This window comes from Victivallaceae bacterium, from assembly GCA_036659455.1.
GTDB lineage: Bacteria > Chlamydiota > Chlamydiia > Chlamydiales > Chlamydiaceae > JAVXCN01.
On sequence record JAVXCN010000001.1, the window covers coordinates 101,279 to 125,609 of the forward strand.

A 24,331-nucleotide genomic window follows, 5' to 3' on the forward strand; every position below is an offset into this window, starting at 1 on the left:
GATCATAATGTTTTTATCTTTTCGATTCAACGTTCGACGAAGGTTTTCCCCAAGAGGCATATTTGAAATCCAAAGTGCCCGAGGATAGATTTCGAATCCCATAAAGCCCTTTTTTCGTTGCATAATTGAATTTGTAATGATAGATGGGATAGATCGGAAGCTCCTCATTTAAAATATCGTTGATAAGCTTGGCGATTAATTGTTGTTCCCGTTCTTCGGTTTCCTTATTTAAACGAAGAGAAAGTTTTAAAAATTCGGCATTTTTCCAATGGGAGAGAATGCTGTATCCGTCCGTAGTCGTCATATAGTGTTTTAAATGACGGTTCATGCAAATCCATCCGCCGGTAGACAGTGTGAAATCCTTTTTTCTTTTTTTATGGATAAAAGATTGATATTCCATTCCCTTCAAAGGCACATCCCATCCCAGGATCTCTTTCCACTGTTGTTGAAGGGCCTGAGCAATTCTGGCGCATATTAATAAATTGGATGGATAAATCAATGATAGTTTATTCAGAGCGGCAACCGTTTGCGGATTCTCTAAAACCTTATCTCGGTAAATAAGAGGGTTTTTTTTCGTCTCGGTTTCGGAAAAGTCATACCCGGGAAATAATCCGTGGGCCTGTTTTTGTTCTCCAAGAAGAATGGTATCGATGATTTTCTGCTTATCTATCGAGAAAGCCAGGGCTTTTCTGAGATTGGGATCGTTAGGACCTTCCTTATCGAGATTGAAGGTTATCCAAAAAGTACCGTTAACGTCGAAAGACTGCAATTGTCGACTTTTCTTTAACGCTAATAAAATATCTCTCGGTAAAGGATGGCCCAAAGGCTGACCTTGAAAATCCAATTCGTTTTTTTCGAACAAAAGGTTGGTCGTATAAACGTTGTTAAGAATGAAAAAAGAGACTTTGTTCAAGGCTACGTTATCGGTATCCCAGTAAAAATTATTTTTGACGAGGATAATTTTGTGTCCCGTTTGTTTTTCCTTTATAAAGAAAGGACCGTTAAAAATGGCAACCGGCGACGACGAATGTTCGTATGATTCTCTCGTCAAACGATGGACGGGAAGAAACATCGGCTTAGAAATGATTTCCGCAAAAAGAGGTTCGGGATATTCGAGTTCTACAATGAGAGTTTCCGAATCCGGTGCTCTAAGCCCCAGTCGGTCGGATGTTAAAAGACCTTGAGACACCTTAGAGGCATTTTTTATAACTTCGAAATGAGAATGCATACTTTTTGGAAAAAGAGACGATAAAACCTGTTGCCATGATTGAATGACATCTTCGGTTGTCAAAGGATCTCCGTTACTCCAAAAGGTTCGTCTGAGTTTAAAAGTGTAAGTCTTATAATCGTTCGAAACATTGATTTCGCGAGCTAATCCCGGTTCGTAACCTTCGGGAGTTTCTCTTGTTAATCCTTCGAATAAGTATTTCATGAAAGTTTGTTCATATACGCGACTAGCGTACCTGGGATCCAAAGAAATGGGTTCTTCAATTAAAGGCAAGCACAGATCTACTCTTTCGGAGATTTTCAAAGAAGAGCCGAAAATCACTGTTGTTGAAACGCAGAACCCTAAGGATAAAAAAAGAAAGAAACGGCTTAAAATTTTTTGAACGAAAAAGATATTTGCTTGTCATTCTCCTAAATAACGGAAAGGGAATTCTAAAAAAAAAATCATTAAAACGCATTGAAAAACATTATTTAACTTCGGCAGTTTTAAAATCTACACTTCCGGAAAGACAATTACGAAATCCGGTTAATCGGGGATTAACGGCAAAATCAAAAGAAATGCTGTAAATGGGAATAATCGTGCTTTCCTCTTCGAAAAATTTTTCGACCTGTCTAAGCAATATGGATTTTTCATAGTAGTTGTTTTCTTTTCGTATACGCATTAAAAGTTTTGTGAACTTTTCTTTTTCCAGGATCAAAAAATAAAATCTTTTATAGGATTCAAAAATTTCCAAAAAATTAACGGCATCGTTGATTGCGGGAATACGACAATCGATGATCATATCGAATTTTTTATCTTCCATAAGTGAATTGACCGTTTTTTTGTCGAATCCTTGAGGAGATATTTCCAGACCCAAAACGGATTGCCAATTTTCACATAAAACTTGAGCCAAAAGAGCGTAACGGGGAGTCGTTGTGGAATAGGAGAGTTTGAACCGACAATTCTGCGGACGTACTCCCATTTCTTCAATGGCTTCTTTAAATAATTGTTTAGCTTTAGCTGTATTGTAGTCGGTTTTTTCCGTTAGATATTGAGATGAGGAATGAAAACTCGGAGGCAATATTTTTGAGGTAGGAAGTTGGTGAGCACGAAGAACACCCTTCACGATATTTTCTCTATCGATCGATAGAGAAAGAGCTTGTCGGAATTTTTTATTGCTTAACGGTCCGGATGTATGGTTTGATAAAAGCCAAGTCGTTCCCACGACATCGAATTTCAGAAGGTTTTGATTTTTTTTCAATTCGTCCAAAGCTTCATTATGAATGACGGTAAAAGGTTGACCGAACCAATCAATCGTTTTATTTCGAAACATGAGATAGGCCGTATGAGATGACGGTATCAAGAGGAATTTAAGAGCTTCCAATCGGACCAAACGTTTGTCGTAATAATAATTATTTTTTTTTAACAAGAGAATCTTATCGGATGAACTTTCTTCTATGCGAAAAGGTCCGCTGGAAATGACATCTCCGGTTCCGGTTTTTTTTCCTGTTAGGTAGGAGTGCCTAATATTTTTATGAACGGGAAAAAGGACGGGGGTTGTCGTTAGTTTAAGGAAACAGGAATAGGGTCTTTCCAATTCTATTCTGAGAGTATGAGGATCCGGATCGTAAATGCCTACCGATTCCGTAATCGGTATTCCTTTTCCGGTTTTTCGGGCGTTTTTTATGCAGTCCAAAATTTTAGGCGACACGGCAGGAAAATCGGGGGAAAGCAATTGAAGCCATGATTCCTTAAAATCCGTTGAGGTTACGGGATCTCCATTACTCCAATAAGTGTCTTTAAGTTTAAAAGTATAAATAAGATTGTCTTCGGAAATATGAACACTTTCGGCTAACGCATATTCAAGAGAATAGTTATCTTCTCTTTCTTTCAAAAGTCCTTCGTATAAATTGGCAAGAACGGTTCTGTCCGATATCCTTTGCGCTGTTCGCGGATCGAACTCGGTAGGAAAATTCAAAATAGCTATCGTAACGGTTTTACTCTCATTGTCGAGGTTCGAATTGCGGCAGGAAAAAACCGGGATCACGACTAGAATTGAGAGGAATAATGTTTTCCTTAATAAATTTTTTAAAAACAATCGTTACCTCACTATTTACAAATTTCGTCTTATTTGGGGATCTATTCCGGCCTGCATCAAATCGATAATTAATGAACCGGTCATAAAAAATACGCCGTAAAAAACGGCCAATCCTATTATGACGGGATAATCTCTTTGAAGTACGCTCTGAGTGAACCATTTACCCAATCCCGGAATACCGAAAATGTTCTCTACGGCAAAAGTTCCCGTAATTAAATTGGTAATCATGAAATTCAGATAAGATAGAACGGGAAAAAAAGCATGGGGCAAGGCATGTCGGAAAAGGATTCCGGTTCGTGAGAGTCCCTTGGCTTGAGCAGACAAAATAAAATCTTTAGTTATCAGGGAAGCAAATGAACTTTTCGTTAATTTAGCAATAAAAGCTGCAGGTACTGCCGCCAGAGAAACGGAAGGAAGTATCGTATGAGAGAAAGATCCCCAGCAAGCTATGGGAAAAAGACGGCATTTAAAAGCCAGAAAATATTGCAAGAGCGTAGCCAGGATGAATCCGGGAACGGAAATTTGCAGCATGATACTTCCGCTGACGATTTTAGGAAGGTACTTCTTTGTTTTCAATGAAGCTGTCCATCCCATAAAAAGGCCGAAGATTATAGCGAGAAAAGAACTTTGAAGGCCTAAGATCGCAGATACGGGAAAAGAAGAGGCTATGATGTTTCTGACGCTACGATCTCGGTATACCAATGAATTGCCGAAATCGAATTTGACCGTTGCTTTCAGATATTTGAAATATTGACGGTAGAGCGGTTCGGACAGTCCGCATTGATTTTTCAGAATTTCAATCGTTTCCTCGGATAGGGGATTCCCGTCCTCATAGGTAAAAGGATCTCCGGGAATGGATCTCATGATCCAAAAGGTGATTGAAAACACGATCCAAAGCGATATAAGATTGGAGACGAGCTTTCGGAATAAATATTTTTTCATATTATTCGGAGGTTAAAAAGCAGAGGTTATTTTAGGGATTTTTATTTTTAAATGATAAGAAAAGGCTCGTTATCGAGATTTTCAACAGCAAATAACCGGCAGCGATTGATTGCTGAACGACGGATTGGGATCATTTTCGATTTTTCGGAAAATGTGAGATCTGATTTCAATCAGTGAGGATTCGATAAGCCGGCATACCTAAAATCCATTGTCCCCAAGTGGGAGAATCGGACGTCGCATACGGATTTTTTCAATGCGCACGCAAAAGAATGATGATATAACGGAATGACTTTGATCTCGGTACTTAAAAAACGCTCGGCTTTTTGAATTAAATCTCCTCTGATTGCTTCATCGGTTTCATTGGAAATAAGATCGACTAGATTAGAGAATTCCGGACTTTTCAATGAATAGGCCGGTAAACCGGAATCTTTTTCGAATACCGATAAAAAAGACATCGGATCCAAAAAATCGGCAATCCAATCCGCAGTCGTGATGTAGTAATGTCCGTTAATACGTCGTTCGTTCAGAATTTTATGATCCATTGCTTCAAGGGGTAGAGAAATGCCTAAATGTTGTCGCCATTGTTCCTGTATGGTTTGGGCGATTAGAGCGTTACGATAGCTTGAAGAAGAATAAATGAGAGAGCAGGCACTAAGGTCTTCTTTCGTTATACCCAGTTCCTTAAGGGCCTCTTTCAGAAGAGTACGCGCTTCGATGATTTCCAAACCGAAACGCTTGTCGACGGTGATTTGGCGAAAACCGGGAAGCACGCTTCCGGCCGGTTTTTGATTTTCTTTCAGAACGTATTTGACAATCGCTTCCCTATCTATGGAAAGGGCAAGAGCGCGTCTTAATTTTTCGTTACTGAACGGTTGTTTTGCCGTGTTTATCGATAACCAACAAGTTCCGGCAACATCGAAAGAATGAAGAACCCCTTCTCGCTTCAGGGTTTCAACGGCCTCGACAGGAATATTTCCTCCCCAAGGAGGTCCTTCCGCATCCAAAATGCCTTTTTCGAAGAGTAAATGTACGGTATGGCTATCCGGAATGATTTTGATTTCGATTTTTTCGAGTCGAACTTTGTGCTCATCATGATAATGGAGATTTTTTTTCAGCGTTAAGGAATGGCCGGGCTTTCGATTATCGATCACAAAAGCCCCATTGAAAACGAAAGGTTCCGTTCCGATGCCGATAACATGTGGGGATCGAGCACTTTTATGAACCGGTAAAAATGCCGGAAGGGTTAAAAGGTCCAAAAAATAAGACAACGGATGTTCAAGTTCTACAATCAAAGTAGCGTCGTTTGGAGACGTAATTCCGATGTCTTCGCGTAATCCTTTCCCGGTTCGAAAAGCTTTGGCTCCCTTAATTCCATCGAAAACGTAACCGAAAATAGTGGGAAAATCTTTCGATAACAACTGTATCCAGGAATCTTTGAAATCGTAAGCCGTAACGGGATCCCCATTATGCCAAAAACTTTTCTTCAACTTAAACGTATAGGTTTTTTGGTCCTCGGAAAGGAAATACTCTTCGATTAAAGCCGGTTGCGGAGGCTCCGTTTCGCTCCCCTCTCTCATGAGTCCTTCGAAAAGATGCTTAACAAGAGTGATATTGGAAACCAACCTAACCTGTCTGGGGTCCAGAGATAAAGGATCCTCTTGCATAGCCAGAGAAATTTTTTGGGAAGCATTCGGCTTAACGGAGGAACAAGAGGAAACCGTTAAAGCAATCGACAACAATGCAGCTTCGGCTATTGTCCGGAAATATCGAAATTTTGCCACTGAGCGCGGGGACATGGTCGAATAATCCTGAGTTCTTTGGATTCGATTTTCAGTCGTTTGGTTCCCAGCGCCGCTATCATAGCCGCATTATCGGAACAAAGTTCTTTCGGAGGGAAAAGAACGGGAACTTTAACCGATTGCACAAGCTCTTTTCTGAAATAATCATTGGCGCAAACACCACCTCCGACGATGATTGAACCGCATGAAAACCTTTTTACGATTTCGAAAGATTTTTTGACAATATTTAAGAAAGCCGCTTTTTGAAAAGAAGAGGCTAAGTCAGCAATATCCTTATCCGAATTCAATATCGAAGGAGAAGATTTATCGGAATTTTTTCCTTTGACGGCATAAAGAACAGCGGTTTTTAATCCACTGAAAGAGAAATCGTAGCCGTCGACTTTTCCGGATTTGAAGGGAAAAGCATTACAATTGCCTTTAAGAGCCGCTCGTTCCACAAAAGGTCCTCCGGGATACGGAAAGCCCAGAATTCCGGCAACTTTATCGAAAGTTTCTCCAATGGCATCGTCGAGAGTTTGGCCCAGAAGGAAAAAGTCGGTCGGCGAAGTCATGATAAAAAGAGAAGTATGTGCTCCCGAAAGAGCTATTCCGAGAGCCGGAAATTTCGCTTGTTTGGGATCGAACATGTAACCGGCATAAAGATGTGCTTCTACATGATTAACACCGACGAGAGGTTTTTTTAAACCGGTTGCCAATCCTTTGGCAAAGTTGATTCCTACGGATAATGAGCCTATTAGCCCCGGTGTTTCCGAAACGGCAATGGCGTCAATCTCCTTTAAGGAAACATCCGCATCATTCAAAGATTTTTTAAGAACTTCAGGAAAAACTCGCGTGTGGGCACGAGAAGCAAGTTCAGGGACGACACCACCGAATTTTTCGTGTACAATCTGTGAGGCAACGATGTCGGAAAGAACTTTCGTTCCGTCTTTCACTATTGCACATCCGGTTTCGTCGCAGCTGCTTTCAACGCCTAATACCAACATGACATGTTTTTCGGAAACGGTTTGGAATGTTTTGAACGAAGACAGACATCTTAATGTTAACCTAGGGTAATAATCAACTACAATCGGCCGTTTGTCGATTAGAAATATATTCCGATGTTCAGTCTTACATAACGTTTCTTGACAAATGATGCATAACGACTATTATAGAAGTTTCCGACGAGCGGGCGCCATGCCCATTATATGAATGCGCCCTCTATTTGTTGTTGACTTAACGATATGATCAAAAAAAGCACGGACCAAGTTATTTTTGATTTTTTAAAAAAACTTTTATCGTCCGAAACGGCAGGAACCCAGGATGATATTTGTCATGCTTTATCCGCAGCCGGATTTCCGGTCAATCAGTCTAAAGTTTCTCGCTTATTAAGAAAAATAGGAGCCATAAAAACCTTCGATTCTTATGGATTTCCGAAATATTCTCTTCCGAAGGAAGGTCGTTTGCCTTATAACAAAACTCCTTTAAGAGATTTGGTCGTAACCGTTCATTCGAATGAGTATTTGATCGTCATAAAGACGGTTCCCGGCTCGGCATCCGTGATTGCAAGAGTTGTTGACGAAAGTCTTACGGATCGGATTTTAGGATCCGTTGCCGGAGACGATACGGTTTTCGTAACTCCGTTATCGGTAGCGGATACATCTGTCCTGGAAAAACGAGTTAAGGAAATTTTAACTTTTTAAAGTAATAAAAATTCATAAAAATTGAATTTTTATTCTGTTTGTGTTTGAAAAATACCTATGATTCATTCATAATACCGTTTTTGCAATTTATTTTTCGGAATGAAGGGTTATGAGGCACAATCTGTGGATGATGCTTAAGGGATGCGGTTATACGTTTGCCGTTAGCATGGTTTCTCTCGTTTTAGGTTTTGCTCTGGGGTTATTGATTGGGGTTATATCCTGTCGGTACATAAAAAAAGGATTAATCTCTTTTCTCGGCAGTTCCTATGTTTCTTTGGTTAGGGGAACTCCTCTATTCATACAAATTTTGATTATCTATTTCGGGTTGCCCTCGATTATCAGGTACGATCTTTCGCCTTTAACGGCAGGCGTTATTGCTTTGGGTTGTAACTCGGCTGCTTATCTAGCTGAGATTATTAGAGGAGGAATTAATATCTTGCCTCAAGGTCAATGGGAGGCAGCTAAGGTTCTAGGGTATGGGAAATTCGGGATTTTTATTTATATTTTATTGCCGCAAGCCCTTAGAGGTACGTTACCTTCATTAACTAACGAGTTCGTTACTTTGATCAAAGAGAGCAGTATCCTGATGGTTTTGGGGATTCCGGAATTAACGAAAATCAGCCGTGATATTGTGAGCCGGGAGATGAATCCCATGGAAATATATTTATTATGTGCCGGTTTTTATTTGATTATGACGACGGTCGTATCTTCCGTTGCCGGATCTTTTGAAAACAAAGGAAAAAAATTATGTGGGTAGTACAGGGCGAAGATATTGTCGTTAAAGGTAGCTTCGGAGGTAGTAAGCCGATTCTTAAAAAGGTTTCCTTCGCCTTGGAAGAAGGACGTGTCACTTTGTTTATAGGAAAAAGCGGATCCGGAAAAACGACTTTATTACGATCCATCGTAGGGCTCAATGTTGTTGATTCCGGGAATATTATCGTTCGGGATAAACAAAGAGTGGGATTTGTTTCTCAGAGCTATGATTTGTTTTCGCATATGACCGTTTTGAAGAATTGCGTTCATCCTCAGATTAAGGTAAAAAACGAAAACTACGATATAGCCGTCGAGAAGGCAATGGAATTTCTTAAGTTTTTGGAAATCGAGGATTTGGTTGATTGTTATCCTGATAGTCTTTCCGGAGGACAAAGACAACGAGTCGCTATTGCCAGAACTTTGTCTATGGATTCCAAGATAGTACTTTTCGATGAACCCACGGCTGCTTTGGATCCTTATGCAACGGAAGCGTTTGCCGATTTGGTCAAGCATATTGTTTCTCACGGAGTTACCGTAGGTATGTCCGTCCATGACATGCTTTTGGTCAACATGTGTTTGGATACGGTTTATCTTTTGGATAACGGTAGAATCGTCGATCACTTTTCAGTTGACGATTGCGGAAAACCTGCGCCTGATTCTCTGATTCATCAATATTTAAATAAAGGCGATCGATCGCCTTCTTCGGAAAATTTCAATTAAGGTTGATCTTGGATCAACCTTAATTTGGATTGTATATCGTTTAAAATCCGTTCCATGCCAGCATAAATTCGGTTTGAATGACGTGTAAGGAGCATGAGTCCGTTTTTCCGGCGCTGTAGTTTTGAACGTAAAAAGAGATTTCCGAAGCATTAACGGGCAAAATAAAGGATTTGGTTGTATTTGCATTGGCTAACGTTAGTTCCACGACGTTATAAACATTTCCTCCGGAAGTGATTTGAGAAACGGTGACGAGATGAAGAGGAATTACTGTCGGTTTTTGGAATTTTTTATTTATGGCGTTCCAAGGATATTTCTCCGTGTTGACAATCAGTCGTATGGTGGGGTATGTGATCTGCACCAAAGACGGTATGAGGGCGATCATGGAGAAATTCATCGTATACGTACCGGGTAGTTTACCGATAATCCTAAAATTATTAGAGAAGTTCGGGATTTCGAAACAACCGGATGAAGGAGAAGTTTCCTTAAGTGTGACGTTATCCCAAGGTAAAGAGCCTTGATCAAAAATCGCACTTGTTTCCCAGGTCCAACCTACGAAGCCGGTCATCGATAAATCGAGGGGAAGAGGATTTTGAGGAATTAGTTTCGGAGAGTGAATATAAAGAAGATTGCTGTTCAACGATGGTTGATAGTTAATCTTGTCCGTTTTGTCCGAACTTTCTTCCGTGGTTGAGGGTTTAAAAGTAGAGAGAACTTGTTTCAGGAACCCTAAACTTACGGGATCGGTAGAGTGCTGGGGATAAGGAATTCCTGTGAGCTTATTGTTATTAAGATCCAATGTTCCCTGCATTTTTCCTCCGTTTAAGGGTAGAAAATTCATTTGAACGGAGGCAAGATTCATAGAATTTGTTTCACTTCTTTGCGTTGTAGAATTAAGTGTCGATACAAAAGGAATCAAATAGTTTTTAAGAAATCCGACATTAACGGCTCCACTGAGATCGTTTTCCGCAGGTTCTCTGAGACCCGTTATCATTTGTGAAGACATAAATAAGTCTCCTTCCATAAACCCTCCACTCAAAGGTAGAAAAGTTCTTTTGATATCATTGATTTCTTCGGAAAATTTATCGAGATGATTTTCCAGACATCTTTCCACGGTTTCGGAACAGGACGCATTATAACTTTCAAGATTTTCCGATTGAACCTGAAGAGCGATTTTTACTAATTTGAGGTCGGCTTGTGTCATTTTTAAGGCGTTGGCCAGATCATCCAATCCATTGGTTTTTTGAATGATATTTAAACTCGCTTGAGATAAAACTGCTTGGACTTCTTGATATTTGGAAAGAACGTAACCTACATTAACGGCATCCGTAAGATCGGAATCGGTAGGCGTTTTCAATTCCGATATTTTGTGATTCGACATAATCAAATCGCCTAACAATTGTCCTCCCGTTAGGGGAAGATAATTATTTTTTAAGGAATCGATTGCGGGTTCCGTATCTTTGAGCATGGGATTTTCGTTAGACGCGCCATTGTCGGATAATATGCTTTCGTTTTCGATAGTTTCGCTTGCGCTTTTGGGATATAGTGCTTTAGCTAACATCTTATGAGCGTTTTTGAATAATTCCTGTCTTTTTGCTTCTTTAATGGAGTAATTCGAATCTTCTTGGGCATTTTTCTTTTTTATTTTGATTTTATCGAAAAAAAATTTATGTTCCATAACAACAACCTTATTATTATTAATTAATAAAGTGTTTATATTTAAAAATAATTATTAAGATATATAATTATTAATTATTTTTGATTGTGTTCTTTCCAAGGAAAAGGAGTAGTAGTGGGAGGAGGGGTTTTTTCTCCGAAAGTAGAAAATATTTTGTCCAGAAAATCTCCGATGAAGTACTGACCCAGTTTCGTCTGTGTCAAAACGCTGAGGCGAGAATTGGCGGATTTCCAATCGATTTCCGGTTCGGAGATATGTCCTTTGATTTTAATTAAAAAGAGTTTGTCTTTGGAATAAGGAAGACCTTTGAAATATTTTTCCAAAACAATAGGATCTATTCCTAAAGTCATGGCTATATGACCGTTGGATAAATCAGTCTGTCCCCAAAGAGCCAAGTGAATGTTTTGATGAAGTAAGGCGTCGAATCGCTTGCACGTAAGAATTCCTTTTGAAAGATCGAAATGGATGGGAGTAAACCAAGCATCGATCGGGTGATTGATCTTTTGTTCTCCGATTAAAGTTAGCAAGGACAAAATATCTTTGCTTTCGGTAATTTTGATTTTTCCGATATTGAGAATGCCTTTGCCTATTCGTAATTTTTCAATGGAATAAGGAAGAGAAACGGAAAAATCTTTAGGATAAATCACAAGAGTCAACGGGTGATCGGACGTAGCTCCTAAAGAAATCAAAGGATTCAGATCTTTCAGAATTTCTTCGATGACGGCATTGCTGATTTGAAAATTAGCCGTCATTCGTTCTCTAAGAGTGATTTCGGAAGGAGTAATTATTAAAGGTAAGTTTACGTTTAGTTCGGAATCGGAAGAAGATATGTTAACGTCGACCTTTCCTTTATTACCTTTAAAGTCGGTTTCCAATACGACGTCGGCATTTTTCCCCGATAAGGTCGTCAGTTTATTTCTTAATGTGGGGGAAAAAGGAAATACCCCGATAATGAAGGGGCAGTATACGTTTTCTGCGGTAAAAGAGCTTTTATAAAAGGGAGTTTTTGAAAAGGGTTCCCTAATTTCTCCCGAAAATGATAGGAATCCGGTTGCTGTTTTTTCGGTGTTGGGAGAAAAAGACTTTCCGTTGACGGAGTATATCAAAGGAGAATCTACTGAATTAGATTCCAAAAGTCCTTCGATTTCATCGATCATAATACTTTCCTTACTCTCTTTATCATAAAACAATAAAGGGGATACCTTTAATGAAATCCTCATGCTTCCTTCAGGAAGCAATTTTAAGCAATCAAAGCCTTTCGTATCGGATAAGCAGGACATGCGATCGATTACGATTTCGGCTAAAGCAGTTCGATTAAGCATGAATGCCGGAAAATAAGTCTTATCTTCAAAAAACGCGTTATAAGCATCGGGAGAAATTTTCCATTTTAAAATGACGGAACTGTTGTCTTGCGAAAGCAGATCGTCGTTCATATTGATTTTTCCGATGATTTCCAGATTTTTCGAAATGATTTCTCCCGATAGAATCGTTTCGGTGCCGTCTTTTGGATGGACATTTATGTCGAAGATCATATCGGCAGTGGGATCCGAAAACATTCCGGGAGGTATTTTAAGAAAATTTAAAATTCGATGAAGAGATAGATGAAAAGCTTTTCCCGATGCGTTTAATGAGAGATCTTTCCATGATTTCAACTGCTTCGGATTAAATTTGTTAAAAACGATATGCGGCACGTCTATTCTGCTTTCGTATGGATCCAGCAAAGAGTCCTTAACGATCAATTTGATGTTTCCGGATGCTGTTTTTTTATACTCGTCGACATTAAAAGCGAATCCCGCATCCTTGATTGTTAAGCCTGAAGAATTTTCCTCTGAATGAAATAGAGGCAAATCGAAGAGTTTGCCGTGAATACTCAGAGAGTAATCGTTGGAATAAGGAGATTCGACGGCATGAAAATTTATCTCTCCGTTGTCGTTTTGAGCCGTGCCCGTTAAACGGGTGATGTGTAGTCGCCGGTCTTGAATAACGGAGATTCCGTTTGCCGTGATCTCGAAACCGTTAAACGGTAAACCGTAATTTTTTACAATGCGTTCCGAGAAGTCATAGTGACCTTTAAGTTTAAAGTATTGTTTGGAAAAGGAACCGTTCGTTTCCAAATCTATATTGAGCATGGAATCGCTTAGTTTTATATGTCCCGAAAACTCTGAATTTTTGAATGTTCCCAGAAAGAACATGGAATAGTTTTCTCCGGAAGGGGGAATAGTAATGGCAGTATTGTTCAAAAGCAAAATTTGCTCTATGAATTTTTCCGAGATATTAGTTTGGTGGATCCCGATATTTGAAGTATTGGACTCTCGATCATACGAAAAAGAACCTTTAAGGAAGGATCGTTCTTTGTTTAACAAGACTTCGGATGAGAATTCGCCGGATGTCGTATCGGGATTTTTTTTAAAAAAACATTTATTTCGTTCCAAAACGATTTCCTGATTTCCTGAGATTACGGTTACGTCTTTAATTAAAGCATAACCCTCTCCTCGCCATCGGCTGATTTTGGACAGAGATAGGGGAATTGAAGCGGAATCGATTTTTACATCTGCATTCGAAGACGTAATTGACAAGTAACTTTGAGGGGACTCATTGATTATTCGAGATACGATTTTACTTTTCAGAGATAAAAAGGAAACATGATCTTTTTCTATAATCAGATGGGAGTTACTGATTTGTCCTTTGATTACGGAATATAGATTTTCGGATCTAATCAGGCAGGTCCAATCTTTTCCGTCTTTGCTTGTTTCGCTTCCCATCGTGACGAAGTCATGACAGTTAATGTAATTTTGAGTAAACGGTAGAAGAAAAAGAGAAAGAGGAACGGACTTCATCTTCAAAGATAAGGGGTTCGAGATATTTTCAGGATGAATCTCGATCGATAAATTTCCGGGGGTTGCATTTTCTATTGTATCGGCTTCTATGAGACAGAAGGTCTTTATTTTGCTTATATTGATGTTTCGTACGGATAAAACATCGATCCCGTTGATGAAAACGAGATTACCGTTTTCCGAAAAAAAAGACATCGAAGTCGGAAATTTTCTATCAAGGGACACGTTCGGATCATTATTTTCAGAAACGATCTCGTAATTTTTCGTATATGTCCAGTTAACCATTTTCAACGAGCGAATGCTGCTGCTGAGAGGCAGAAAAAACGTATTGAATTCCAAATGTTCGCAGAAAAACTGATTTCCGGTTTTCGGATCTTCCATTTTTAAAGAAGATAACGTTTGTTTACCGAACCATGAAAGAGAAGAATGTTTATATGAACATTTCCATCCGGTTTTTTCTAAAATCAATTTTTCAAATATTTTTTTACAAATAAACACATCAGAGAAATAAGGAACGGAAAAAACGGCCAGACCAACGAAGCAAAAAATAAGGATGATTGTCGTTTTAAGGTGTTTTTTTTTAATCATGACTTACTTTCAATATCGGTTACCAACAAGTTAAAAGATGATGATTTTCCTTCTTCAAGAATTTTTGTTAGAGAGGTTTCGATAATTTCTATTTTTTCTTGATTCGGAAAATTGTTGTTTTTTCGTTGCTTAATCAGTAATTCGAAGACGGTCATAATCGATATTTTTTCAAGAGGAGAAGAAGGTTGGTACCTTTTGCCTTTTAATGAAATAATCTCATTTAAAAATCCTTGGTTTATAAGAAAAGAAGTATATTTTTGAGTTTCGGATAAACCTATTTTCAATTTTTTTGCCAAATCGTTAAGAGAAGGTGCAGGCTTACCGTTACGGAAAATGTCGAAACAATAGCTGAGAATAAATGAACAGATGACCGTAGTGAAGAAAACGCCTTCGTGGAGATGTACGGCCGGTCCTGAATAAGTATCCAGGTTTTGTAGGGAGAATGTCAAAGCTCCTCCGATCAGGAACATGTACCAGCATACATACATCCACACAATTAAAATCGGAAGGGATGATAAAGCTCCGTAGGTCACACTGTAGTCAAATATCTTGATTTGAAAACTGAAATACCAAGCTTGCAGAACATAATACAAGGATCCGATAATGAATCCGGAAATAAAGGCAGGAGATGCCTTTACTTCTGCATGGGGCATGAACATATACATGCAGGATAAAAGCACGCATACGATCAGATAAGGGAGAAGATAGGAAATAAAATAAAAGATAATGATTGAAGTATTCAGATTTAAAAATTTAGGTTGTGTTAGAGGAAGAACTTTAGTTAAGTAAACGAAAGAACCACTCGATAGAAGGAAAATGGCCGGACTGATCAAAACGACGGCAAGATAAGCTCCGATTCTTTTAAAACTCTTGATTAATGAATGAGATTCCCAAATCTGATTCATTGTGTCTTCTATGGTTCTCAAGATACTGATTCCTGCCCAACAAAAAACCAAAAAACTTCCTGCCAGTACGATAATCGCAGTGCTTTTTCCCGGATTGGAGGCAGCAGTTTCCGATAACTTTTGAATTTGATCACGATAAGTAGGAAATTTTTCGAATAACCAACCTTTAAAATCGAAACTGGATAAAAAGCCTTGAGAAAGTCTAAAGAAAAAAACGAAAACGGGAGCTATCGTTAATAATCCGTAATAGGTTAATAAAGAAGCTCCTTTGTCAACGTCTTTTTTAATTGAGATCTTTAACATAATCAAAACCGTTTTCAAACTTCTAAGTAGAAAGTTTTTAAAAGGTTGTTTAGGTGAACATGAATAATTCCAAATATCATACTTAAAAAAACGACGCAATTTAGATATCATAGAAATAAAAAATGATTTTATTTTATTTTAATGAAAAAAATAAATATTAGATAAAATAAAAATTTTATTTTCTCAAACAAGATATCTTATAGGCTTTGATAGCGAGGAACAAAGGAATTTCTTTACGCGCTTTATTTTCGGCTTTGCTTTTGGAACCGATCGATGTTTTATCGGAAATCCACTCTTCCATACATTTAATTAACAGACCGGCTTCGGAAAAGACTTGAGTCCAATAAGAAAGAGGGAAATGAAAAGAAATCGTCGAAACAGAGTTCTTTTTACCCGGATTCATGACGATCGGAATGGAGGTTTTCGTGAGATACCGATCGACTCGACGATAAACGGATTGTTGTTTTTCGTCCACGCTCCATGAAGACAATCTGGGAATTCTAAAGCAAGGGTGATTTAAAACCGCTATGAAAACACCCCCTTCTTTTAGTAAAGAGACTCCGTAATTGATTGCTCGATCAGGGTATTCCATATTTTGTAAGGATAAAAGAGCAACGGCATGAGAAAAAGCCATCGGATTTTTCGAATGTTCGGTTGTTGTTGCAACGGAAAGATCCTTAATCGAAAAGCTATGATTTTTATTTCGGTTCTTGAGCTCGGCTTCTCTAATTAAAGAAGGCGAGACATCCAATCCCAGATAACCGATTTTTTGAGGAATAGCTCTGGAAAGAACGCCTTGACCGCATCCGAGATCGAGAAGAAAGTCGGATATATTTCGTTTATCCACTTGTTCTTGAGGATTTTTAAAATCAAGAAGTTTGAGCAACCTCGGTAATATAACGTTGCGGTGATAATAATGACCTTTATCGGCTACGGATTTACCGTACTCTTTCGAAACCTCTTCCCAAGAAGATGAAGTCGTTTTACGTTTCATGGATTGTAATTGTATCCGTTAGTGATTTCAACTGTTGTTATCGTCTATTTCCGAATTTTCTTGAGCCCGGCTTGACGATTCGGTCATTCGATCAACCTCCCGAGACAATCGATCAATCTCACGTTGAAGTTGAGTGCATTGAAGTTGAGATCGATGGACGATTTCTTCCAAACATTGAATTTGAGTTTGTAAGGTTACTCTGGTTGATTGAGCTTGGGCTATATCTTCTTTAATATGGCTCAATCTCTCCCTTTCCTCACTAACGGAATCGCTTAATTCCCGTCGAGCTTGTTCAAGAGCACTCCGTGCTTCGGTTAAATCTCTGATGTTTAGACGACATTGCTCGGCATTTTGGGCCATCGATCTTTTGAAGTCGTCACTGAAAATACTCATCAGATGATTAATGAGAACTGCTGCCTGAGTCTTGAATTCACTTACGTCGATTTTTAATTCACCTGACGTTTCCCGTAAATCCTGAGACGTTATCTCAATTGCTTGGATTTCCTTCAGACATGTCGTTAGTTGATCCAAAGATGCTTGTACCGTTAGGGCATCTCGTCCGATAATGGCTCCGGCTTCGGTCAGCTTTAGGGTAACGGTATGTAAAGTGGCTAAGGAACCGGTCAATTGTTCATTTTCAGTCTTCAAGTGCAGGATTTCGGTTTTTAAGGCCTCGCGATTTTCTTCGAGAGATAAGATGAGTGTCCTAGATTCCTCAAGCATGGCTTTGACTGTTTGAAGGTTTTGAGTCAGCTGATTATTGCTTTTCTCTAAGGAACTAACTTCGGCCGATAACTTGTCGTTCTCGGTTTGCATGGTCCTGACGGCTAGTTTGAGATCACCGGTATGGGATTCGATATCCTGCAAATTATCTCGAAGAGCCCGGTTCAAATTGTTTGCCATCAATTGAGACTCTTTTAATCGACGAATCATTGCTCCGGTTTCTGAGGTAGCTAATTGATAAGCAATAATGGCAGCGAAAATGAATATCAAACCGGAGATAACGGCAACCGGAGTATTACCCAAAACGATAGCCGTCACTAGAGCAACAATGGAAAGAATCAAAACAGTGATAACCGGGATGAGTTTAACGGAAAGCTTAAAGTAACCGCAACATGATCTCGGTTCTTTTTCAGGCGTAACCGCTTCTTCGTTACTAGAGCTTTGGTTTCCGATATTTACGAGAGCAGAGATCGGATTAACAACGCTGCTCATAATAATTTCACATCCCATGACTGAAAGGGGTAATTTTAAATTTTTTTCGCTTTTAAGACAAGATGTTAGGTAAGACGAAAACACTTGTTTTTATAAAAAACTAAAAGACATTAACCATATAATCTTACTTAGTGTAAAATTTTGCTTTGGTTTCGTGTCGCGGTTTCCGGCATTGTATCTAATAAAGGTGGAATTTCTTTTGGTCAGCACGGATAGTAATAAAAAAATATTTATAGGTCCGTCTATCTTTGGGGCCGATTTCGGGCATTTATCCGAAGAAGCGTCTCGTATCGAAAAAGCCGGTGCGGACTTCATCCATGTAGACATTATGGATGGCCATTTCGTTCCCAATCTTACTATGGGGGCTAAGGCAGTAGCTTCCGTTAATCGGTCAACGGACTTATTTCTCGAAATACATGCCATGATTTATAACCCGTTTCAATTTATTGAAAGCTTTGTAGAGGCAGGAGCCGATAGGATTATCATTCATTTTGAAGCGACGGAAGATGTTGAGAAAACTTTGGATTACATTCATAAATGCGGCGTACGATGCGGGTTGGCTTTTTCTCCCGGAACTTCCGTTGAGTTCATTCCTAAATTCATTCATTCTTGCGATTTGATATTGATTATGTCCGTCGTTCCCGGATTCTGCGCTCAAAAATTTTTGGAAGATACGCCGAACAGAATTCGCTTCGTCCGTGATATGTGTAAAATTTGTTTTGATAAACCACAGGAAGCCGATTCGTTTTTGATAGAAGTAGACGGAGGAATCAATCGCGAGACTGCTCGGTTATGCATTGATGCGGGAGCAAACGTTTTGGTTGCTGCGGATTATCTTTTCTCCGAACAGGGGGGAGACATGGAATATAAGATCAAGGAATTGCGCAATAGTTCGAGGTGAAAATGGTGCAAAGCAATCAGATTACCGTCGGTATGATGATTTTAATAAAAGATAAACTTTACAAAGTGTTGTCCGTTTCGAAGGTCTCGGGTCCTAAAGGAGACGTCTTTATTAAGGTTGAAATCAAAGAACATGATACGGATATCGTGACCGAGAAGAATTTTAAACTCGGACAAGAAGTTCAGGACGTGAATTTCGAAAATAGAACGTTAGAGTTTCTTTATCGGGAGGGGGATGGGTATCTGTTCTTGGATATAGGTAATTACGAAAAAGTGTTTATTTCCGGACCTGTCATGAAGGATAAATTTTTATTTCTTAAAGCAGGGATTTCATTAACCGCCGTTATGTACGTGGAAAACGTTTTTTCCATCGAACTTCCTCACTTTTTAGAATTAATGGTATCTAAAACGGATTTTCCGGGAGAAGATGTGCCTATGACCGGAGGAAACAAAAGGGCGTTACTGGAAACGGGAGTTGAAGTATTCGTTCCTCCTTTCATAGAAATCGGAGACGTTATAAAAGTCGATACTCGTACTTCCGAGTATATTCAAAGAGTTTAACAGGAATAAAGGAATGGATCTGAAGCAAATTGAGAAGCTTATGATTTCTATGGGACGAAACGGAATCAAACGTTTCGTTATCAAACGAGAAGGTTTAGAACTTGAATTAGAGAGGGAATCGGCGGAAAAAGAGACTCCTACTTATCTGACTCATTATGATGGGGGAGTTTTTTCCGGATTTACTAAGGAACAACACCCGCCGGTGTATTCGGTAAACACTGAGAAACCGCCTAGGGGAAACGCGTCCGTTGAAGAAAGCAAGCATGAAACGGGAGAGACGTTTGTCACTTCGCCAATGGTAGGAACGTTCTATGCTACATCGTCTCCCGATAATCCGCCCTACGTGAAATCCGGAGACTCCGTGAATGAAGATACTCCGGTTTGTATTGTAGAGGCGATGAAGGTTATGAATGAAGTCAAAGCCGGAGTAAGGGGAGTAGTCGTTGAAGTTTTATTAACTAACGGGGATCCGGTTCAATTCGGCTCTAAATTATTTCGCATAAAGGTGTCGGAATAGTATGAAAAAGGTTTTGATAGCGAACAGGGGTGAAATAGGCGTCAGGATTATAAGGGCTTGCCACGATCTGGGATTGTCCACCGTAGCCGTTTATTCACAAGCCGATGCGGAAGCCCTTCATGTGCTTTTGGCAGATGAGGCTGTTTGTATCGGTGAGCCCCAAGCGACTAAATCTTATTTAAAGATCTCTAATATACTGGCGGCTTGCGAAATTACCGGAGCCGATGCCGTTCATCCCGGATACGGTTTTTTGAGTGAGAATGCTAATTTTGCTTCCATTTGCGAAAGTTGCGGCTTGAATTTTATCGGTCCGTCTTCGACATCGATTGCTTTAATGGGGGATAAAGTATCTGCAAAACTGTTGGCTAAAAAAGTAAAATGTCCCGTAATTCCCGGCTCGAACGGCTTAGTAAAGGATGAGGAAGAAGGTTATGCGATATCTGCCAAGATTGGATTTCCCGTTATTATCAAGGCGGTGGCCGGAGGCGGAGGAAGAGGAATAAGAGTCGTTTACGATAAAGACGAATTTCGAAGGAATTTTTGTGCCGCAAGAGCCGAAGCTGAGGCCGGATTCGGTAATCCCGGTTTATATATCGAAAAGTATATAGAAAATCCTCGACATTTAGAGATTCAGGTTTTAGGTGATAAACAAGGCAATTATATTCATTTAGGTGAACGGGATTGTACCGTTCAAAGAAGACGTCAAAAATTAATTGAGGAGACTCCGAGTCCTGTTCTGACTGCCGAATTAAGAGAAAAGATCGGTAAGTTGTCTATTGAGTTAGCGAAAAATGCAGGTTACTTTTCCACAGGAACGGTAGAGTTTTTATTGGACAAGAACAAGCATTTTTATTTTATGGAAATGAATACGCGTATTCAAGTCGAACATACGATTACCGAAGAAGTGACCGGTATAGATCTCGTAAAAGCTCAACTTCAGATTGCAATGGGTCATAAACTCCCTTGGAAACAAAAGAACATTAAACTTAGCGGACATGTCATTCAATGTAGGATTAATGCGGAAGATCCCGGAAACGGCTTTATGCCCTGTCCGGGTAGATTGGAGTATTATTTACCTCCCGCGGGGCCCCATGTTCGGGTAGACGGTGCTTGTTACGCCGGTTATGTCATTCCTCCTTATTACGATTCCATGATAGCTAAAGTGATTTCAAAAGGCAAAGGTAGGCAGGAAGCTATTGATATCATGAAAAGAGCTCTTAAAGAATTTCACATCGGCGGTATTCATTCGACCATACCTTTCCATAAATTCATGTTAGATAATAAGGATTTTTTAGAACTCAATTACGATATAGGTTTCGTTGACGATTTAATGTCTAAGGATGTCTCTTTTTAGATTTTCCGATGGGGAGATGAGGGCTTGAATTTTTGAAAGAACGTCTTGTGGTTCGATAAGAATGAAATTTTCCGCAAGTGCATCCTTTGCATAACCTTTATTGACGATATTAAGACAAAACCAACGAAGAAACTCCTTCCAAAAATCTTTTTCTATCAGAAATAAAGGAAGAGACGTCATGTGTTCCGCTTGTATAAGAGCACAAATTTCAAATAGCTCATCGAAAGTTCCGAACCCTCCCGGAAAAAACAAAAAGAGACAACAGTTTTCGATCATAACCGTTTTTCTTATGGAAAGATTATAAAAACTCTTGCTCAATCCGGGAGAAACGTAAGGGTTGTCTTGAGCTACTCCCGAAAGATTTAAACCGTAAGATTTGGAATTTCCTTCTAAAGCTCCTTTATTGGCAGCTTCCATGATCCCTTCTCCTCCGCCGGTAACGATATTATAACCGTTTTGCGCTAATTCTTTGCATAAACGGAACGCGTCAGCATATTCTCGAGAACAAGAAAGTACTCCTGACCCACCTAAGACGCCGATTGAAGGAAAAGAGTCTTTCATGAGCTTCGTGCCTTCGTCGTATTCCGAGAAAAACTTTACGTCAATCAAAGGACGGTAACGATTTATCATTGGGCTTTCCTTTTTTCGTTTTAAGAGATATATTCGCTTTATTTAATTAACTGAAATCATGAACATACTTGATATTTTTCTTAAGTTAAATAACATAAAGTATGCTCTCTTCGGTATTCTATTTTTTCTTTCTGTTCTTCCTATTGTTTTTCTTGATCGACAATTTGCCTTCTGGCGGGACGTACCAAAAATTTCATTTGGGTTACTTGGCATTATAGCGGCACGTTCCTTGGGAGTTATTGTTAACCAGATATCGGATCGTCATCCGGATTTCAAAAATCCCAGAACATGTCATAGACCGATAGCATCGAGAGAAGTTGCAGTTCATAAGGCCGCTGCCTGTGCATTATTTTCTTTGGTGGTTTTTCTATTCTGCAGTTCGATTTTCGGAAAAGAGTCTTTAATATATTCTTTAATATGTATGGGATTGATGATAATCTATCCTTTGTTTAAGAAGTTTAGTATATATTGTCATTTTATTCTGGGTAGTATTTATTGCTTAGCTGTTTTGAACGTTTTTTGTGTCTTATCCGGAAAAATTATTTCTCTGAAATCTTTATTGATGGGAACGGCTATAGGACTTACGATTACGGCTAACGATATTGCTTATGCTTTGTATGATATCGATTTCGATAGAAAAGAAGGTTTATATAGTATTCCGGCCCGTTACACTATTAAACGTGTTTTTCGGATTATTTCTTTTATCTATTGTATTTCGTTATTTTGTCTGATTTTGTTGGGAGTTATTTCTTTATTTCCTTCTGATTTTTATATGTTTTTAGCGTTACCCGCCGGTGCCATGTTTTTTAATTATAGACGGTTAGTCGGAAATTTTTTTCGAAATGACCAAAAGTGCGATACTTTATTTATCGGTAACGTAACAATTGCTTTTGCTTTTTGTCTTATGACGTGTTTATTTTTTTTTAAACGTATGTTTTAGGTTATGATTTGAGTCGTTTTATCATAGGTATTTCGGGATCATCCGGAGTTATTCTTTCCGTCATTTTAATTAGGGAACTAGTGCGGCTCAATCACTGTTTGGAGGTTGTGATCAGTTCCGGAGGATACAGAACGATTTATTATGAATTGGGAAAGGAATTTTCGACCCCGAAAACATTCATGAATTTATTTTCACATGAAGAACGATTACGAATTAATCTTCATGGAATAAACGATATTGGTGCCGGAATCGCTTCAGGTTCCTACGAAACATCAGGTATGGCTATAGTTCCTTGCAGTATGGCTACCGTTGCGGCTTTAAGCGTAGGTTTAGGAGATAATGCGTTAAGGAGGGCAGGAGACGTTATCATGAAGGAGAAACGAAAATTTGTTATAGTTCCCAGAGAAGCTCCTTTAAGCACTATCCATCTTGAAAATCTTTTGAAATTAAGTCGTATGGAAGGAGTCTTTATCTTACCGCCTTCGCCCCAATGGTATTTTCGACCTCAATCTTTAGAAGAGGTAGAAAAATTAATTGTAGGAAAAATTATGGCTTGCCTTGGGATAAAGAGCGATTTATTCAGAGAGTGGAACGGTAAAATTGAAAAAGAAAACAATCTAGTGTCCCTTGGTCTGTTTGCCGTTGACCACCTCATGTAGATTCTCGATTGCAATGAAAGCAGACGGATCTTCCTGATGCACAATTTCTTTTAGTTGAGAAAGTCTAAGACGTTCGACAATAATATAAAGCAATTTTTTTGTTTCTCCCGTATATCCTCCTTCAGCATGAATATACGTCAAGCCGATTCCCATGGTTTCCATAAGGATCGCGCCTAATTTTTTAGGAGTGTTAGTGATAATCGTTACGGATTTCGTATCCTCCAATCCGACAATGACCATATCCATAACTTTTGTTGCTACGACGTAAGTCATTAACGACATGAAAGCAGAATGCCAATTTTTGTAGGCAAATCCTCCAAAAATAAAGATGAAAATATTGGCGAAAAGGACGACTTGTCCTACGGTAAATCCTTTTTTCCTATTGATAACAATTCCCAAAATTTCAGTTCCGTCCGTCGAACCGCCGTGTCTTATGATTAAGCCTATCCCGCATCCGATTATAAATCCTCCGAGAACGAGAATTTCCAAATCCGAACCTTTAAAAACCAACGGTGGAATATTCAGCCATCCGGGAAGATAGTCGAACAATAATAGGCATCCGGAAAAAATAATGACTGCGGACAACATTTGGATGACGAAATATTTTCCGATTTGCTTATAGGCAAAAAACACGAAAGGAAGATTGAATAGGATCAGGAAAAAAGGAAGGAATTTATGTCCGAAAAAATGAGAAGCTATGATCGATAACCCTACGATCCCACCATCTATGAATTCATTGGGAATCAGAAAAACTTGGACGCCGCAAGCCGCAAGAAGACCGCCCAGTAAAAACCAAGAAGACGTTTTAAGAAAATATCTAAAAAAATCAAATCTGTAAGATGAAATTCTTTTTATTCTTCCCATAGAACCACCTAATACATCCTACAACGCGGGAAACGGGGCTCGAACCCGCAACTTCCGCCGTGACAGGGCGGTGCTCTAACCAATTGAACTATTCCCGCTGAATGGACGCGACAGGATTCGAACCTATGACCTCCTGTGTGTAAGACAGGAGCTCTAACCGCTGAGCTACGCGTCCTTCGAAGGGGAAATTTACC

The 24,331-nt window shown here is 39.2% G+C and carries 21 protein-coding genes and 2 tRNA genes; 9 read left to right on the forward strand and 14 right to left on the reverse strand.

Going from position 1 to position 24,331, the window contains the following annotated elements; translation table 11 throughout:
- Positions 1–13: 13 nt before the first annotated feature.
- The 5 genes from RSA43_00450 to tsaD form a co-directional block, all read right to left on the reverse strand.
- The gene (locus RSA43_00450; protein MEG2495762.1) at positions 14–1,531 is read right to left on the reverse strand and encodes a peptide ABC transporter substrate-binding protein; all 1,518 of its coding nucleotides are present in this window, start codon (positions 1,529–1,531) and stop codon (positions 14–16) included.
- A gap of 163 nt (positions 1,532–1,694) precedes the next feature.
- Positions 1,695–3,305, reverse strand: a complete 1,611-nt coding sequence (locus tag RSA43_00455; GenBank protein MEG2495763.1) for a peptide ABC transporter substrate-binding protein — start codon at positions 3,303–3,305, stop codon at positions 1,695–1,697.
- Positions 3,306–3,320: 15 nt separating this feature from the next.
- On the reverse strand, positions 3,321–4,247 hold the full coding sequence (locus RSA43_00460; GenBank protein MEG2495764.1) for an ABC transporter permease: 927 nt from the start codon (positions 4,245–4,247) through the stop codon (positions 3,321–3,323).
- Between the two features lie 170 nt (positions 4,248–4,417).
- On the reverse strand, positions 4,418–6,043 hold the full coding sequence (locus tag RSA43_00465; GenBank protein ID MEG2495765.1) for a peptide ABC transporter substrate-binding protein: 1,626 nt from the start codon (positions 6,041–6,043) through the stop codon (positions 4,418–4,420).
- Positions 5,998–7,029, reverse strand: coding sequence for a tRNA (adenosine(37)-N6)-threonylcarbamoyltransferase complex transferase subunit TsaD (gene tsaD, locus RSA43_00470; protein MEG2495766.1), 1,032 nt, complete (start codon positions 7,027–7,029; stop codon positions 5,998–6,000). The genes RSA43_00465 and tsaD overlap by 46 nt, the downstream gene beginning before the upstream one ends.
- A gap of 237 nt (positions 7,030–7,266) precedes the next feature.
- Here tsaD and argR point away from each other — a divergent pair, with 237 nt between their 5' ends.
- From argR to RSA43_00485, 3 genes are all read left to right on the forward strand, one after another.
- On the forward strand, positions 7,267–7,725 hold the full coding sequence (gene argR / locus RSA43_00475; GenBank protein ID MEG2495767.1) for an arginine repressor: 459 nt from the start codon (positions 7,267–7,269) through the stop codon (positions 7,723–7,725).
- 109 nt (positions 7,726–7,834) lie between these two features.
- Positions 7,835–8,482 (forward strand): amino acid ABC transporter permease, encoded by a 648-nt coding sequence (locus tag RSA43_00480; GenBank protein ID MEG2495768.1) that lies wholly within the window; start codon positions 7,835–7,837, stop codon positions 8,480–8,482.
- Entirely contained in the window at positions 8,473–9,198 is a 726-nt protein-coding gene (locus RSA43_00485) for an ATP-binding cassette domain-containing protein (protein MEG2495769.1), read from the forward strand. Before RSA43_00480 ends, RSA43_00485 begins: the two co-directional genes overlap by 10 nt.
- Before the next feature lie 40 nt (positions 9,199–9,238).
- On the opposite strand, the gene RSA43_00490 is transcribed toward RSA43_00485, so the two are convergent.
- From RSA43_00490 to RSA43_00510, 5 genes are all read right to left on the reverse strand, one after another.
- A complete protein-coding gene (locus RSA43_00490; GenBank protein ID MEG2495770.1) occupies positions 9,239–10,873 on the reverse strand; it encodes a hypothetical protein in 1,635 nt (544 codons plus the stop codon).
- Positions 10,874–10,947: 74 nt separating this feature from the next.
- Entirely contained in the window at positions 10,948–14,295 is a 3,348-nt protein-coding gene (locus RSA43_00495) for a hypothetical protein (GenBank protein ID MEG2495771.1), read from the reverse strand.
- Positions 14,292–15,503: a YihY/virulence factor BrkB family protein gene (locus RSA43_00500; GenBank protein ID MEG2495772.1), complete on the reverse strand. Its 1,212-nt coding sequence runs from the start codon at positions 15,501–15,503 to the stop codon at positions 14,292–14,294. The genes RSA43_00495 and RSA43_00500 overlap by 4 nt, the downstream gene beginning before the upstream one ends.
- A gap of 175 nt (positions 15,504–15,678) precedes the next feature.
- Positions 15,679–16,497, reverse strand: a complete 819-nt coding sequence (locus RSA43_00505) for a class I SAM-dependent methyltransferase (GenBank protein MEG2495773.1) — start codon at positions 16,495–16,497, stop codon at positions 15,679–15,681.
- Positions 16,498–16,524: 27 nt separating this feature from the next.
- Complete coding sequence (locus tag RSA43_00510) at positions 16,525–17,712, reverse strand: hypothetical protein (protein MEG2495774.1); 1,188 nt, start codon at positions 17,710–17,712, stop codon at positions 16,525–16,527.
- A gap of 199 nt (positions 17,713–17,911) precedes the next feature.
- On the opposite strand from RSA43_00510, the gene rpe reads away from it, so the two are divergent.
- From rpe to accC, 4 genes are read left to right on the forward strand one after another with little or no spacing between them, the layout of a single operon-like run.
- Positions 17,912–18,613 carry a ribulose-phosphate 3-epimerase gene (rpe, locus tag RSA43_00515; GenBank protein ID MEG2495775.1) on the forward strand — a complete coding sequence of 234 codons (702 nt, stop codon included), beginning with the start codon at positions 17,912–17,914 and terminating at the stop codon, positions 18,611–18,613.
- 2 nt (positions 18,614–18,615) lie between these two features.
- Entirely contained in the window at positions 18,616–19,173 is a 558-nt protein-coding gene (locus RSA43_00520; GenBank protein ID MEG2495776.1) for an elongation factor P, read from the forward strand.
- Between the two features lie 13 nt (positions 19,174–19,186).
- Positions 19,187–19,690, forward strand: coding sequence for an acetyl-CoA carboxylase biotin carboxyl carrier protein (gene accB / locus RSA43_00525; GenBank protein ID MEG2495777.1), 504 nt, complete (start codon positions 19,187–19,189; stop codon positions 19,688–19,690).
- Between the two features lies 1 nt (position 19,691).
- Complete coding sequence (gene accC / locus RSA43_00530; protein ID MEG2495778.1) at positions 19,692–21,044, forward strand: acetyl-CoA carboxylase biotin carboxylase subunit; 1,353 nt, start codon at positions 19,692–19,694, stop codon at positions 21,042–21,044.
- Here accC and RSA43_00535 read toward each other — a convergent pair.
- The gene (locus RSA43_00535) at positions 21,018–21,674 is read right to left on the reverse strand and encodes an LOG family protein (protein ID MEG2495779.1); all 657 of its coding nucleotides are present in this window, start codon (positions 21,672–21,674) and stop codon (positions 21,018–21,020) included. The two genes, accC and RSA43_00535, sit on opposite strands and share 27 nt — an antisense overlap.
- A gap of 58 nt (positions 21,675–21,732) precedes the next feature.
- Here RSA43_00535 and RSA43_00540 point away from each other — a divergent pair, with 58 nt between their 5' ends.
- Complete coding sequence (locus RSA43_00540; protein ID MEG2495780.1) at positions 21,733–22,614, forward strand: UbiA family prenyltransferase; 882 nt, start codon at positions 21,733–21,735, stop codon at positions 22,612–22,614.
- An 8-nt stretch (positions 22,615–22,622) separates the two neighbouring features.
- Positions 22,623–23,273 carry a UbiX family flavin prenyltransferase gene (locus RSA43_00545; GenBank protein ID MEG2495781.1) on the forward strand — a complete coding sequence of 217 codons (651 nt, stop codon included), beginning with the start codon at positions 22,623–22,625 and terminating at the stop codon, positions 23,271–23,273.
- Here the strand turns inward: RSA43_00545 and RSA43_00550 are convergent.
- The 3 genes from RSA43_00550 to RSA43_00560 form a co-directional block, all read right to left on the reverse strand.
- Positions 23,232–24,137 carry a YitT family protein gene (locus tag RSA43_00550; protein ID MEG2495782.1) on the reverse strand — a complete coding sequence of 302 codons (906 nt, stop codon included), beginning with the start codon at positions 24,135–24,137 and terminating at the stop codon, positions 23,232–23,234. The genes RSA43_00545 and RSA43_00550 overlap by 42 nt on opposite strands.
- Before the next feature lie 24 nt (positions 24,138–24,161).
- Positions 24,162–24,235 (reverse strand) — tRNA-Asp (locus RSA43_00555).
- 4 nt (positions 24,236–24,239) lie between these two features.
- A tRNA-Val gene (locus tag RSA43_00560) sits at positions 24,240–24,312 on the reverse strand.
- Positions 24,313–24,331: the final 19 nt, after the last annotated feature.

Excerpts from the sequence above, each read along its gene's own strand:
- RSA43_00460 (MEG2495764.1), bottom strand. The coding sequence starts at position 4,247 with ATGAAAAAATATTTATTCCGAAAGCTCGTCTCCAATCTTATATCGCTT.
- RSA43_00465 (MEG2495765.1), bottom strand. The coding sequence starts at position 6,043 with ATGTCCCCGCGCTCAGTGGCAAAATTTCGATATTTCCGGACAATAGCC.
- tsaD (MEG2495766.1), bottom strand. The coding sequence starts at position 7,029 with ATGTTGGTATTAGGCGTTGAAAGCAGCTGCGACGAAACCGGATGTGCA.
- argR (MEG2495767.1), top strand. The coding sequence starts at position 7,267 with ATGATCAAAAAAAGCACGGACCAAGTTATTTTTGATTTTTTAAAAAAA.
- RSA43_00480 (MEG2495768.1), top strand. The coding sequence starts at position 7,835 with ATGAGGCACAATCTGTGGATGATGCTTAAGGGATGCGGTTATACGTTT.
- RSA43_00485 (MEG2495769.1), top strand. The coding sequence starts at position 8,473 with ATGTGGGTAGTACAGGGCGAAGATATTGTCGTTAAAGGTAGCTTCGGA.
- RSA43_00490 (MEG2495770.1), bottom strand. The coding sequence starts at position 10,873 with ATGGAACATAAATTTTTTTTCGATAAAATCAAAATAAAAAAGAAAAAT.
- RSA43_00495 (MEG2495771.1), bottom strand. The coding sequence starts at position 14,295 with ATGATTAAAAAAAAACACCTTAAAACGACAATCATCCTTATTTTTTGC.
- RSA43_00500 (MEG2495772.1), bottom strand. The coding sequence starts at position 15,503 with ATGTTAAAGATCTCAATTAAAAAAGACGTTGACAAAGGAGCTTCTTTA.
- RSA43_00505 (MEG2495773.1), bottom strand. The coding sequence starts at position 16,497 with ATGAAACGTAAAACGACTTCATCTTCTTGGGAAGAGGTTTCGAAAGAG.
- RSA43_00510 (MEG2495774.1), bottom strand. The coding sequence starts at position 17,712 with ATGAGCAGCGTTGTTAATCCGATCTCTGCTCTCGTAAATATCGGAAAC.
- RSA43_00520 (MEG2495776.1), top strand. The coding sequence starts at position 18,616 with ATGGTGCAAAGCAATCAGATTACCGTCGGTATGATGATTTTAATAAAA.
- accB (MEG2495777.1), top strand. The coding sequence starts at position 19,187 with ATGGATCTGAAGCAAATTGAGAAGCTTATGATTTCTATGGGACGAAAC.
- accC (MEG2495778.1), top strand. The coding sequence starts at position 19,692 with ATGAAAAAGGTTTTGATAGCGAACAGGGGTGAAATAGGCGTCAGGATT.
- RSA43_00535 (MEG2495779.1), bottom strand. The coding sequence starts at position 21,674 with ATGATAAATCGTTACCGTCCTTTGATTGACGTAAAGTTTTTCTCGGAA.
- RSA43_00540 (MEG2495780.1), top strand. The coding sequence starts at position 21,733 with ATGAACATACTTGATATTTTTCTTAAGTTAAATAACATAAAGTATGCT.
- RSA43_00550 (MEG2495782.1), bottom strand. The coding sequence starts at position 24,137 with ATGGGAAGAATAAAAAGAATTTCATCTTACAGATTTGATTTTTTTAGA.